The organism is Verrucomicrobiota bacterium (assembly GCA_039192515.1).
Classification (GTDB): Bacteria; Verrucomicrobiota; Verrucomicrobiia; order Methylacidiphilales; family JBCCWR01; genus JBCCWR01.
This window is the reverse complement of sequence record JBCCXA010000003.1, coordinates 126,189-138,755: the sequence shown is the minus strand read 5'-3', so window position 1 is coordinate 138,755 and position 12,567 is coordinate 126,189. Positions and strand designations below refer to the sequence as shown.

Genomic DNA, 12,567 nt, shown 5'->3' with positions numbered 1-12,567 from the left:
TATGAACTTAAAAAATAAGAATACATTAGTTTTAGGTTTGGGTAAAAGTGGCTTGGCAGCAGTTATGTTGCTCTTGGCTCAAGGGGCTCGTGTGTCTGTATATGATGTTTCAGAGGACTCAAAGCTTCAAAGAACTGCTGAGGAGTTGAGGCAGAAGGGTGTTAATGTGCACCTTGGGGACTTTGCATTGAGACCAGAAAGCTATGAGCTGTGCGTTTTGAGTCCTGGTTTAGACCCCCGAAAACCTATTGTTCAGAATTTCTACTCTGCAAATGTAAAAATAATTTCTGAGATAGAATTAGCCTCATGGTTTGCAAGTACTCAAATTATAGCTGTTACTGGCACTAATGGTAAAAGCACGACTACGGAATTAATTGCCTCCGCTTTAAGTGCCGCTGGTAAGAAAGTTATAGCATGTGGGAATTTAGGTCTTCCATTCTCAGAGGTAGTTTTAAAGAAATCTGAATTGGATGCGGTAGTGCTTGAAGTGAGTTCGTTCCAGTTAGAGGCTATAGATAGCTTTAGGCCCAATGTGGCAGTTCACTTGAACCTATCGCCTGATCATCTAGATAGGTATGACTCATTTGAGCATTATCGGCGCACTAAGTTAAGAATTTTCGAGAATCAAGAAGCCAACGATCTCGCTATAGTAAATGCAAATTTAGAATTAACTCAAATAAAGGCATCTCAAGTTACTTTTTCATCTGATTCATTGAAAAGTCATTTTAGTTATAAAAATCAGGCTTTATTTATCGGTGAGAAATTGTTTTTAAGGCAGAATGAAACAAAATTACTAGGGCCTCACAATGCAGAAAATCAATTGGCAGCTATAGCTGTGACACAAAATTATGAAATCGATGAATCTATAATCAAAAATGCGCTTATCGAATATAGTCCTCTTGCTCACAGATGCCAGATAGTAGAAGTAATAGAAGGTGTACGCTATATTGATGACTCAAAAGCAACTAATGTTGATGCTATGAAAAAAGCAATTTTAGCACAGCAGGGCGAGGTAATTCTCATCGCTGGAGGGAAGGATAAAGGCGTTGGTTTTAAATCATTGATTCATGTTGTGGAACAGCGCGTAAAAAAGGCTGTGTTAATAGGCCAGACTAAACACAAAATTAGAACAGACTGGGGAGACAAAGTCACATGTGTGTTAGTAGATACTTTAGAAAAAGCTGTTGAAGAGGCAAGCATGACAGCGGTAAGAGGCGATGTAGTGTTACTGTCCCCAGGTTGCTCTAGCTTTGACATGTTTGAGGGATTTGAAGATAGAGGTAAACAATTTGCGAATTTAGTTAGAAAAATGACATAATAACCAGGAGTAAATAATGAGTGAAAATACAAGCCCAACTAAGGGTAGCAATAAATTAACCACGATGTTTCTCATCGTGCTCGGAGTGCATGTAGTAATAATTATAGGTCTATGTGCATATTCCCTATTGAAAGGAGATTCAGCACCAAATAAAGAGCAGGAAATTGCTGAGAAAAGCGGACAAGAAGAGCTTCAAGGGGCGTCTTTGACTGAAACTCTTCCAACTGATCAAGACACGGTATTTAGTTATGAGGTTGAAGAAGTTGCTGAGGTAACCCCTAGTCAATCTACTCAGCCGCGCCCGGTTCTAGATGACGAGCATTTTACTTCACCTTATGCATCAAGCATGCCGGCTACAAGTGATTCTGCGTGGTCAGGCATCAAGGAGTTGCCAAAAGGAGCTACTAAGGTATCGAAACAAGAAACTGTGCTGCTGGAGGCAAGACCTGCCCCTGCAACTAATCCAATGGTTAAGGAAGCAGCTCCAACAATTACGAAGCAGATAGATCAACCAGTAGTGGATTATCAGAAGTATATTGTGAGGAAAGGCGATACTTTAAGCAGAATCTCCAAGCAGTTCGGGGTGTCTGTTAATAAAATTAAGCAAATTAATGGGCTATCTAATGATCTCATTAAAATAGGTCAGAGTTTAGAAGTCCCTGTGAGCCGCCTAGTTTCTCAAACTGGTCTGAGCAAAGTCCCTGTAAAGGTTACACTAAGCGCGGGTTCTACACATGAAAATGACACAAGCTATATCACTTACACGGTGAAGAAGGGTGATACGTTGTGGAGAATTTCCCATAACCATGGAACCAAGACTTCAATTATCGCACAGTTAAATGGGTTATCGGATCCGGCTAAAATTAAAGTTGGCATGAAGCTTAAGATTCCAGTGCGCAGCGGTTCTACGTTAAGTAAAAACGAGAAATCTGATGACCCAGAAGTTGTCCCATTCAGAACAGCTTCTATGAATTCCGAAATGGCGATGCTGAGAGAAGCCCAGGAGTAGAGGAGTTCCTATGGCTAGAAATTGTGCTTATGTGCTAATTCTGTCTGTTCTAGTATTATTGTCGATAGGCTTTGTAATACTTACCAGCGTGAGTGCATTTGTGCCTAATAACCATGGGGATCAATATTACTTTATTACTAGACAACTCGTTTGGTTGATCATTGCAACAGGCGCTGCAATATTTGCTTCACAATGGGACTATCAAAAATGGGTTAAGTATAGCTATTTTCTTATAGCCGGCTGGGCCTTTTTGATGGTTCTTTGCCTTGCTCCTGGTATTGGTGTGACAGTTAATAATGCAGCACGTTGGCTTGATCTTGGTGTCATGAGATTTCAGCCCTCTGAATTTGCCAAACTTAGTTATGCTGCATTTTTAGCTTATTGGCTTGGTAAAAATTATCGACAGACTCATGATATCAAAATTGGATTTGTTATGCCAATACTCGTATTTCTTGGCTACGCAATCCTTTGCCGCTTGCAGAATGACTTGGGAACATTAGCAGTTTTTCTGTTTATTACATTTCTGATGATGTTTGTAGCAGGAACACGTTGGCGATATCTTATCCCTCTGCCTATTATAGGAATAGCTGGAATTATAGGTATGGCTTTATTTATGCCTGAGCGAGTTGGGAGATTACTGGCATTCATGAATCCTGAGCAATATCTATTGGATGAAGGCTACCAAGTGCAGCAGGCTCTCATTGCCTTTGGTTCGGGAGGAGTTAATGGCCTAGGGTTAGGTAATGGAGTGCAAAAGATGTTTTACCTCCCAGAATCTCATACGGACTTTATTTTTCCTATAATTGGAGAAGAAATGGGAATGGTGTTTACCTTATTAGTTGTTTTTTGCTTTTTACTAATTGGTTTAAGCGGTGGGTTTATTGCCTGGCATGCTAAAGATGCTACAGGAGTGCTTCTAGGTGTTGGTGCTACTAGCCTAATATGCATTCAGGCAGGCTTTAATATTGCAGTTGTCACTTCTCTAGTGCCAACTAAGGGTATAAGCCTTCCATTTATTAGTTATGGAGGTTCTAATCTTTTAATGTGTTTAACATGTGTTGGAATATTGATCAATATACATAGACAGGCCGAATATGAACCAATGAGAGGGCCCAGGCGTGTCTTACCTCAAGTTGTAACCGTGAGAATGTGATTATGGCTACTATGGGTATTGCTTGCGGTGGCACGGGAGGTCATTTATTTCCGGGGCTAGCTGTGGCACAGGAGTTAATGAATTCTGGGCATGAGGTACGTCTTTATGTGTCGATGAAAAAGATCGATCAGCTAGCCTTAGAAAATTATCCTGAATTGCAGACAGTGCCTTTGTCTACAATTGGATTTCCCGGTTTGAGTATAAAGCTATTTGATTTCATTTGGAAATTTTATCGGTCATATAAAAAGTGCTGTAATGAAATTAAGAATCAACGCATTGAGGTAGTTCTTGGGATGGGCGGTTTTTCTTGTGCACCTCTTCTTCTTGCTGCTAGCTCTTGTAAAGTCCCAGCATATTTACACGAGTCGAATGCGTACCCTGGCAAGGTAACCCGTTTACTGGCAAAGTTAGTTCGCAAAGTGTTTATTGGGATGGAGACGTGTGCCAAACACTTGCCGCACGGTACTACCTTATTTGTGGGAACTCCAATACGAAAACAGTTGAAGCGTATACAGGCAACTGAAGCAAGGAAGATTTTGGGGCTTAGCGAGAATAAATTAACGGTTGGTATAGTTGGAGGTAGCCAAGGAGCACAAGGTTTAAACCACATGGTGGTGAAAGCACTTTCACATCTTCAAAGCCATAAAGATAATTGGCAATTTCTACATATTAGCGGGCCTGGGAATGATGCTTTAGTTTCAATGAATTACAGGAAAAGTGCTTTTGATGCAGTAGTGAATGATTTTTGCCAGAATATGGGTACATTTTATAGTGCGTGTGATGTTGTAGTATCTCGCAGCGGTGCGGCTTCTATGGCCGAGTTATCGTATTATGCTAAGCCTTCTATTCTTATTCCCTACCCATACGCTTCAGAGAATCACCAGATGTGGAATGCTAAAGTTTTTAGAGAGAAAAATGCCGCAGAGATCATTGAAGAAAGCGAGAGTGCTTACTTGAAACTGGTCACAGTTTTAGAAAAAATTTTATCTGATCGGATATTGCATAAAAAAATGTGTCGAAATGTGCAAGAATTTACTTTCCACAAGAGTCCTGAAAAACAAATGGCTAAAGAATTAATAGCGAATTGCTCTGAGGTAGAAATAAAGGAGGTAGCATCGCCTTGATGAAAACACTTCCTACAAACGACCCATGCACCAAGAGTCTTGATAAAGGAGAGCGAGTTCACCTTATAGGTGTCGCTGGAAGTGGTATGCTTGGCCTTGCTTCATTGTTTTTGGAAAAAGGCTATATGGTAACGGGATCGGATTTACGGGAGAATGCGAACGCAAAAAAATTGATAGAGAAGGGTCTCAAATTCTATTTAGGTCATCATCCAGATTTTGTGTTAGGTGCTCAGAAAGTAGTTTACAGCGCAGCAATTCCAGAGAGTAATTTGGAGAGGTTATATGCACTTGACTGTGGGGCTAAAACTATAGGCAGAGCACAAGCATTAAGTGAATTAACTGCGGATCGTGAAAATATAGTAGTCGGTGGAATGCATGGAAAAACAACGGTCACATCAATGGTTGCTCATATGTTGAAAAATGCTGCAATAGATCCTGGGTTCTATGTAGGTGCTGAAGTTCCTCAATTAGGCCAATTTGCTCAGTGGGGTTCCTCTCCTTTGATGGTAATTGAGGGAGATGAAAGTGATGGCTCATTACTAAACTACAAGACGGGAATTGCGGTTTTATTAAACGTAGAATTAGAACATATGGATTATTTTACGGGAATAGAGGATATTCGTCAGTTCTTTGGAAAATTCTTATCTGAAGCTAATCATTGTATTGGATGTGTTGATTGTCCAGAGGCTAGTATGCTTTTATCTGGTTTCAGCAACGCGACCACATTCGGCTTCTCTGATTCGGCAATGTTTAGAGGAGTGAACTATCATCTAAAGAATGGAATGCCTTGTTTTAAAGTATGGCATGGTGGTGAGGTACTTAGTGAAATTGAACTGCAGGTGATGGGAAAGCATAATGCTCTAAATGCGCTGTGCACTCTAGCAATAGGAATACATCTAGGTGTCAAATTGGATAGTATTGTTGCTAGCCTTAAATCATTTAGAGGGGCTAAACGGCGTTTTGAGGTAATAGAAGCGCTGGATGAATTGATGGTGATTGATGATTATGCCCATCACCCTACCGAGATACAGACGACTCTTGAGGTTGCAAGATCGAGCTTAGGCGGTCGCAGAATTCTGGTTGCTTTTGAGCCCCATCGTTATTCAAGAGTTAAGAACCTGTGGAGTGAATTTGTAAAGTGCTTTGATTGTGCTGATTATCTTATTTTATCGGAAATTTTTCCAGCCAACGAGAAGAGTATTCAAGGAGTAACTGGTCAGATGCTAGCTGAAGATATAGCTAAGAGAAGAAACGGCGGCGTAGCTTTCGCTTCAGATGTTGCGGAGTTAGAGCATCACATTAAGAGAGAGGTAAAGTCAGGTGATGCTCTATTAGTATTAGGGGCTGGGGATGTATCTCGTGTAGCAAAGAGTATTGGAGCTGCCTTGAAGGTATTTAAGGATTTGAAAGAATTACTAGACCAAAAGGTGAAAATAAAATTATTTGAACCTCTATCAAAGCATACAACGCTAAGAGTGGGCGGACCCTCAGACATTTGGTGTGAGCCTTCAAATGAAGAATCCCTCAAAAAGATTCTTCATTATTGTAGAGAAAATGAGATTGACTATTTTTTTGTAGGTCGAGGCAGTAACTTGCTGGTTAGAGATCATGGAATCAGAGGTATTTGTATTCACCTTAATTCTGAACAATTTAGGCAGATAAAAATCGAAGGAGAACGCGTTAGTGTGGGTGCAGGGGCAAGGATGAAAGACATTGTATTTAAAGCCAAAAAGCATGGGCTGGGTGGGCTGGAATTTATGGAAGGTATTCCGGGGCATCTAGGAGGAGGTTTACGCATGAATGCAGGTGCGATGAAATTTAGTTTGTTTGACGTTGTTCAATCTATCAGAGTGATGGATAGGGAGGGAGCTATCAAGGAGCTTGATGTTAGTGATATAGAAGTTTCCTATAGAAATGTTCCATTACTAAAAACGCATGCTGTGTTAAGTGCAGTTTTACTTTGTAAGCCCTGCAGCGAAACAAAGATTAATGAAATACTAAAGTCCAACAGTAAAAAGCGGTGGAGTTCTCAACCGGCTGCTGCTAGCGCGGGGTGTAGTTTTAAAAACTCCTGTGAAATTCCTACAGGTAAATTAGTTGAAGAGTTAGGGTTAAAGAATAAGAAGCGCGGCGGTGCTAGAATATCGGATGTGCATGGGAATTTTATTGTGAATGACGGAAGTGCAAGCGCTTCAGATGTTATCTGGTTAATGGACCTTATAAAAAAAGAAGCTTTCCATAAAAAGAGTATTCATCTGGAGCCGGAGGTAATCACTGTTGGTGACTAAAATTAAGAAATTTAGAACCTTTGTCTGTACATGTAATTATTGCATGGGTACAATTTTAACAGAGGGGTAAGTCTCAAGGATGAATAATGAGGAAGAAAAGAAAAAATAGTACTACTAAGACAAAGAGTAATGTTTTGAATGTGCAAGTTGTGTCAAAAACGGATGCGAGAAAATTGTACATGCAAGCTGGTCTTATTGTTCTAGCTGTCAGTACCATTGTACTTGTATGTTTTGCCGTGCATTTGGCCACCAAGACCTTATTTAGCGCTATGTTGTATGAAAACGAGCGCTTCACGATAGATGAAATAGAAGTTTTAAATGAGGGTGAGCTAGCACGTGATGAAATTCTTAGACAGGCAGATGTTTATGTCGGCGATAATTTGATGAACCTTAATCTAGATAGGATAGTAGATGAAATAGAGGCTATGCCCAGTGTTGCTAAGGCAAGAGTTGAAAGAATTTTGCCTTCAAAGCTTCGTATAGATGTAGATGAACGTCAGCCAGTGGCAAAGATCACGCCTTATTCTAAAACAGGATCTCGATTAGCACAGGAAGTATACTATATAGATTCAGAAGGCTATGTAATGAAGCCTCGTCCTGGCGAAAAAATAAAGAGTTTACCAAATATAATTGGAGTAGAATCTAGTTATGTCATAGAGGGATTTCGCATTAAAAGAACAGAAGTGCTTAGCGTCCTTAATTTGCTTCATCTAGCCGATATGTCAGCTGTTAAGGGGGAACTAGATCTGACACGGATAGAAATAGAGGATAGTGGCCATATTAAGCTTTTCACGTTTGATCAGGGGACCATTACGTTTAAGACCCAGGATCTGGCCCAACAAATAGGTAGATTAAAGTATTTGTTGAATTGGGCTAGAAGTCATGGCCAAAAGATCCGTAATGTTGATTTAACTCCAAGAGAAAATGTTCCCGTAACTTTTAAGAGAATATGATGTTTTTAAAAAAGAAAGAATCGAATGTAGTAGTTGCGGTCGAAGCTGGCACTCATAAAGTGGTAGCTGCCGTTGCTGAGTTGACTCCAGATGGAACAGTTGTTCTTTTAGGCGTTGGTGAAGCCAAGTCTAATGGTATTCGTAAAGGTGAGGTTATTGATTTTCAACTAGCTAATCGCTCAATTTGTGATGCGTTGTTGGATGCAGAGGAGAAGACCAGCGCGGAGATACATGAAGTCTATCTATCACTCACCGGGACACATATTGCTGCAAGAAAAGTCCTTATTCGCACTATCATTGACGATGAAGATAATTTGATAGCCGAGGATCATCTCAGTGAATTAGAGACTCTTGCTCAGAATCAAGCTATCCCTAGGGATCATGCTATTTTGTTAGAATTGCTTCAGCATTACTATCTAGATGATGGCACAGTAAGTGATGAGCCGGTAGGGCTTAATTCCAAGACACTAGAGGCAAGCTATCTTTTAGTTCACGGGCTACATACTAGATTGGAAACATCTGTTCGTTGTGTGGTGGAACAGGATATACATGTGAAGGGCTACGCATTAGCCTCCTATGCCACAGCGCAAGCTATTTTAAATAAGGAGCAAAAGAAACAGGGTGCCGTCATACTCGATATAGGTGCCGGGACTAGTGATTATCTAGTGTATGTGGATGGCGCCGTTGTCCATACAGGGGTTGTAGGCGTAGGTGGGGATCATTTAACGCAAGATCTTTCTATTGGTCTGAAGCTTCCGTATCAGCGAGCTGAAGAATTAAAGTTATCCCATGGGGATCTTTATTTGGAGGGTTATCCAGTCAATGATCAAATTATTTTAGAAAGGGATTTTAATCTAGATGAGCGAACCATTTACAGGGAATCGATGACAAAAATCATGTATGTCAGAATGAGGGAGCTTTTTGAAATTATAAATACGGAATTTGAAGAGAAAGAGCTCTGGCCTCAAATTACAGATAATGTTTATCTTACGGGTGGCTGCTCTAATTTAAAAGGAGTTCAACGACTTGCTAACGAAGTTTTCTGTGTGAGAACAAAGACAGCGCAATGTATGACATTTGAAGGAGACCAAACTTATAATCAACGCCCCGAACTATCTACTGTTTTAGGGTTATTGATGTATGCTCAGCATTTAGAGTTAAATAAACATCAAATGAGTAACTGGGAAACGTTGCGCAAATCACTTGGAGATGCATTAGCTGCAATCAAAATGTTTTAAACTTATTTAGGCTATATGATTGAGTTGAGAGAAGACGAACCATTTGGGAAAATCCAGAGACGGAATAATCGCGCACTATGTTTGGTGGCTGTTGGTTCTGCTGGGGTAAATATTGTAGATCAGTTAATCCTAGAAAGAAACGCACCAGAAAATCTCATATGTGTCGACTCTGATCAACAAGTGATCATGGGCAGTGTTGCAAAGAATACTTACCTGGTAGGGAATACCGAAATTTATGGTATGGGAACTGGAGGTGATCCTGAATTAGGCGCTATCTTAATGGAAAGAGAATGCTTTAGTCTTATTGAGCACTTAAGAGGCTACGAGACAATTATTCTTCTAACTGGCTTAGGAGGTGGCACTGGCTCTGGAATGTCTCCAGTTCTTTGCAGGGCACTTAAGCGGATTGGGGTGTCTGTAGTTGTTTTTGCAGCATCTCCTTATACTTTTGAGGGCAATAGAAGAAGGAATCAGGCATGGTTGGCAAGTCGAGCTCTTTATGAATCTGCCGATGCTCTTTTCTTATTTTCCAATAATCGTGTTATTAGTGAGAGGAAACAGGGTATTGATGTAAGAGAGCAGAATCAACTAATCAATAGCATGATAGGAATTTCTGTTAAATCACTTATGGATGTCTCGACTGCAAAAGGGCTTATGGAGGTTAAGCTCTCCGATCTGAGAAATGCTACTAGAAAACCTGCTGAGGATATAGCCAGTCTGGAGAACTGTTGGTTGGCTCATGGGTTTGGTAAAGGAGAAGATCGCATGCACACCGTCGTTGAGGATTTAATGACAAGCCCCTATTTTGAAGATGGCGTCGCATGGGAGGAGGGTGAATATATTCTCATTAATTTGGTTGGTGGTAAAAATATGTCGATGGCAGAGTTTCAAGGAGTTATGGAAGTGCTGCGCGGTGAGATGCCAGCCGATCTTCCTATTATGTCAAATGCTGCCGTTGCCGATGGAGTTGAGGATTATTTACAAGTTACGATGATGGTAATCGGCTATGCTGAGGAAACTAAGCGTGAGCTCTATGTGGAAGCAGATTCCCAAGAAGATCTAGTTTTCAAAGTCCATGATCAGTTATTAGCTAGTAAAACTGCGACAGACCATGGCATGGATCTTTCGCAAAATGAAGTAAATGCCAAGGATGATGGAGGAGAAATTTCTAATCACAGTTTACCTTATCAACATCAGAGTAATGCTTCTGAGGATGAGCTTTTGTTAGATATTAAAAATGTTTTCTCGGATGGTGGATCTCAAGAAGAGTTGCCATTAGACAGCAAAATAGCTTTGGGTCGTTTCGCCAAATCAGCTCCAACTATCTTCAAAGGGCAAAATTTAGATCAACCTACATTCATGAGGCTTAATATGCAGGTCAAGCTGTAGCATGCTTTAAAGGATAAGAGTTCATGGGTCGCATTTACCAATTAGTGTGTATGCTTCAGTGCTTGGGAGCTTTTTATGCCCCCGTGCATGGGCATGTGCTGCTAGGTGTAGATAACTTAGCACAAAGAGATTTCCAATCGCTAAGAGGTAAGAGAGTTGGCCTTATAACAAATCAATCTGGTGTAAATGCTAAAGGAGAATCGACAATTTCTGTACTTCATAAAGCACTGGAAGTTGAATTGGTAAGCTTGTTTGCCCCTGAGCATGGTATCGATGGGAAGGTCAAAGCCGGTAAGCATGTTCGAAGCTTTAGGGACAATGAGTCTGGCCTATGGGTGCATTCACTCTACGGTAGTACGCGTAAACCCACAAATGAGATGTTAAGCGGGTTGGATGTTTTAGTTTATGATTTACAAGATATAGGCTGTAGGTCTTACACCTACATAAGCACGCTTGGCTTGGTTATGGAGGCTGCTGCAGACAATAATGTTGCAGTCTATGTCCTCGATAGACCGAATCCACTAGGAGGGCAAAGGGTAGAGGGAGCCAAGATTGATCCTCGATTTCGTTCATTTGTTGGTCAATATGAACTGCCCTATGTCTACGGCTTAACTATTGGCGAACTAGCAAAATGGATTAATGCAGAGCATTTGAGGAAAAAGTGCCAATTAAGGGTTTATAAGATGGCCGGATGGAGTAGAGAAATGATTTGGCGTGACACAGGACTAGATTGGGTTGCAACCTCTCCGAATATTCCTACCTTTGAGTCTGCAGTGGGCTATGTGGCAACTGGACTTTTGGGCGATCTTGGTATTTCGAATGGTGCGAACCAACAACGTCCTTTTGAATCGATAACAGACGCACGCTGGAAATCTGGTGATTTTGCTAGAGCATTAAGGTCAAAGAATTTGCAGGGTGTTATTACAGAACCTTATAGCTTCTACCCGATTAGTGGCAAGTGGAAGCATGTCGAGTATTCTGGTGCTTTGCTTTATTTTGATCTGAGCAGTGTCAATCGTCTCATGTCAGTTAATTATCATGCTTTAGATATTGTGAGGGAGATTTACGAAGAAAAATGGTATTTTAATAAAACGGAGGATTCTTTTGAGCTCTATGATAAAATTAACGGATCTGACTTTTGGAGAAAGACTTGGAAAAATGGCGCCAGGACAGAGGATTTAGAGCAAATGTGGTCTAAAGATGAACAAGCATGGCTTGAGGAAAGAAAACCGTTCCTACTCTACTAGCCTTTATTCTAATATGTTAGTTGCTGTAGTTTTCAGTCCTATTCGTTAGAACAGTAGCGAGTTTATCGATCAAGTCAGAACTAGGGTATTTCCCGGTGCGAACCTGTTCTCTTAGCTCTTCAATACGGTTTGCTCTGATTTCTTCCATATTTCGTAGTCTAGAGATATTGTCCAGCGTTTTAATAGAATCAGATGAGATAGATACATTATCTAAGGGTGCATCTTGCTTATTGCTTGCACCTGCTTTTGATGCGCTATTTTGTGACTGGAGTGCTTGCTGTAAACCTTGACGCTCAATTCTAAATTGAATCGAATCCATAATTATAATATCGACCAAATAGCGTTAAATTTTAGAAGTTGCAGTAAGATTTTAACATTCTATTTAGCTAAGGTAAAATGAGTTCATCTATCTGTGCTCAATCTTATCACACAATTCGATGGGAAGGATGCTTAGGCCAGGAGCGAAAATATTCAATCAATGCAATACTGTATGGTAGTCATTATCCAATATTCAATTTAGGGAAAATTAGAAAATAGTCTGAGCACAGGATGCTCTTGTTCCTGGCCGTAGAGTTTATTTGCGCATGTTGTGGCCAGTGAATAACCAGCATATTGAGCATATTGGTTGATGCTACTTAATATTTGCTCACTTCCGAATTCGGGTGTGCTATTCAGTTGCGTTTTCTTGAAGAATTTTCGAGCGCCGAGGGAAACTTCCTTGTTCGTAGCATCGTAATAGGCTTCTGTAGAGGCAATAATTTTTCCGCTTTCAAGATTCTCAAGTCTGAGCTTACTAGTAATTCTAAGCGGTGGTGTAAGGCTAGAATAGTCAGCCTCTAAATAGAGTA

At 40.5% G+C, this 12,567-nt stretch carries 10 protein-coding genes; 9 read left to right on the top strand and 1 reads right to left on the bottom strand.

The window, feature by feature from the left end:
- Position 1 precedes the first annotated feature (1 nt).
- The 9 genes from murD to AAGA18_02780 all read left to right on the top strand — a co-directional run bounded on the left by murD (position 2) and on the right by AAGA18_02780 (position 11,719).
- Positions 2–1,318: a UDP-N-acetylmuramoyl-L-alanine--D-glutamate ligase gene (gene murD / locus AAGA18_02820; GenBank protein ID MEM9444262.1), complete on the top strand. Its 1,317-nt coding sequence runs from the start codon at positions 2–4 to the stop codon at positions 1,316–1,318.
- Positions 1,319–1,334: 16 nt separating this feature from the next.
- Positions 1,335–2,327 carry a LysM peptidoglycan-binding domain-containing protein gene (locus tag AAGA18_02815; GenBank protein MEM9444261.1) on the top strand — a complete coding sequence of 331 codons (993 nt, stop codon included), beginning with the start codon at positions 1,335–1,337 and terminating at the stop codon, positions 2,325–2,327.
- 10 nt (positions 2,328–2,337) lie between these two features.
- Entirely contained in the window at positions 2,338–3,480 is a 1,143-nt protein-coding gene (gene ftsW, locus AAGA18_02810; protein MEM9444260.1) for a putative lipid II flippase FtsW, read from the top strand.
- Between the two features lie 2 nt (positions 3,481–3,482).
- Positions 3,483–4,604 carry a UDP-N-acetylglucosamine--N-acetylmuramyl-(pentapeptide) pyrophosphoryl-undecaprenol N-acetylglucosamine transferase gene (locus AAGA18_02805; GenBank protein MEM9444259.1) on the top strand — a complete coding sequence of 374 codons (1,122 nt, stop codon included), beginning with the start codon at positions 3,483–3,485 and terminating at the stop codon, positions 4,602–4,604.
- Positions 4,604–6,892, top strand: a complete 2,289-nt coding sequence (murC, locus tag AAGA18_02800; GenBank protein MEM9444258.1) for a UDP-N-acetylmuramate--L-alanine ligase — start codon at positions 4,604–4,606, stop codon at positions 6,890–6,892. The genes AAGA18_02805 and murC overlap by 1 nt, the downstream gene beginning before the upstream one ends.
- An 86-nt stretch (positions 6,893–6,978) precedes the next feature.
- On the top strand, positions 6,979–7,845 hold the full coding sequence (locus tag AAGA18_02795; protein MEM9444257.1) for an FtsQ-type POTRA domain-containing protein: 867 nt from the start codon (positions 6,979–6,981) through the stop codon (positions 7,843–7,845).
- The gene (gene ftsA, locus AAGA18_02790) at positions 7,842–9,083 is read left to right on the top strand and encodes a cell division protein FtsA (protein ID MEM9444256.1); all 1,242 of its coding nucleotides are present in this window, start codon (positions 7,842–7,844) and stop codon (positions 9,081–9,083) included. Before AAGA18_02795 ends, ftsA begins: the two co-directional genes overlap by 4 nt.
- A gap of 15 nt (positions 9,084–9,098) precedes the next feature.
- Positions 9,099–10,472: a hypothetical protein gene (locus AAGA18_02785; protein ID MEM9444255.1), complete on the top strand. Its 1,374-nt coding sequence runs from the start codon at positions 9,099–9,101 to the stop codon at positions 10,470–10,472.
- A 23-nt stretch (positions 10,473–10,495) separates the two neighbouring features.
- Entirely contained in the window at positions 10,496–11,719 is a 1,224-nt protein-coding gene (locus tag AAGA18_02780; protein ID MEM9444254.1) for a DUF1343 domain-containing protein, read from the top strand.
- Between the two features lie 16 nt (positions 11,720–11,735).
- Here the strand turns inward: AAGA18_02780 and AAGA18_02775 are convergent, their stop codons facing one another.
- Positions 11,736–12,038, bottom strand: coding sequence for a flagellar biosynthesis anti-sigma factor FlgM (locus AAGA18_02775; protein MEM9444253.1), 303 nt, complete (start codon positions 12,036–12,038; stop codon positions 11,736–11,738).
- Positions 12,039–12,567: the final 529 nt, after the last annotated feature.

What these genes read in the sequence shown, in the direction of transcription:
- AAGA18_02785 (MEM9444255.1), top strand. Translation starts at nt 9,099, where the DNA reads ATGATTGAGTTGAGAGAAGACGAACCATTTGGGAAAATCCAGAGACGG.
- ftsA (MEM9444256.1), top strand. Translation starts at nt 7,842, where the DNA reads ATGATGTTTTTAAAAAAGAAAGAATCGAATGTAGTAGTTGCGGTCGAA.
- murC (MEM9444258.1), top strand. Translation starts at nt 4,604, where the DNA reads ATGAAAACACTTCCTACAAACGACCCATGCACCAAGAGTCTTGATAAA.
- AAGA18_02780 (MEM9444254.1), top strand. Translation starts at nt 10,496, where the DNA reads ATGGGTCGCATTTACCAATTAGTGTGTATGCTTCAGTGCTTGGGAGCT.
- AAGA18_02805 (MEM9444259.1), top strand. Translation starts at nt 3,483, where the DNA reads ATGGCTACTATGGGTATTGCTTGCGGTGGCACGGGAGGTCATTTATTT.
- ftsW (MEM9444260.1), top strand. Translation starts at nt 2,338, where the DNA reads ATGGCTAGAAATTGTGCTTATGTGCTAATTCTGTCTGTTCTAGTATTA.
- AAGA18_02775 (MEM9444253.1), bottom strand. Translation starts at nt 12,038, where the DNA reads ATGGATTCGATTCAATTTAGAATTGAGCGTCAAGGTTTACAGCAAGCA.
- AAGA18_02795 (MEM9444257.1), top strand. Translation starts at nt 6,979, where the DNA reads ATGAGGAAGAAAAGAAAAAATAGTACTACTAAGACAAAGAGTAATGTT.
- murD (MEM9444262.1), top strand. Translation starts at nt 2, where the DNA reads ATGAACTTAAAAAATAAGAATACATTAGTTTTAGGTTTGGGTAAAAGT.
- AAGA18_02815 (MEM9444261.1), top strand. Translation starts at nt 1,335, where the DNA reads ATGAGTGAAAATACAAGCCCAACTAAGGGTAGCAATAAATTAACCACG.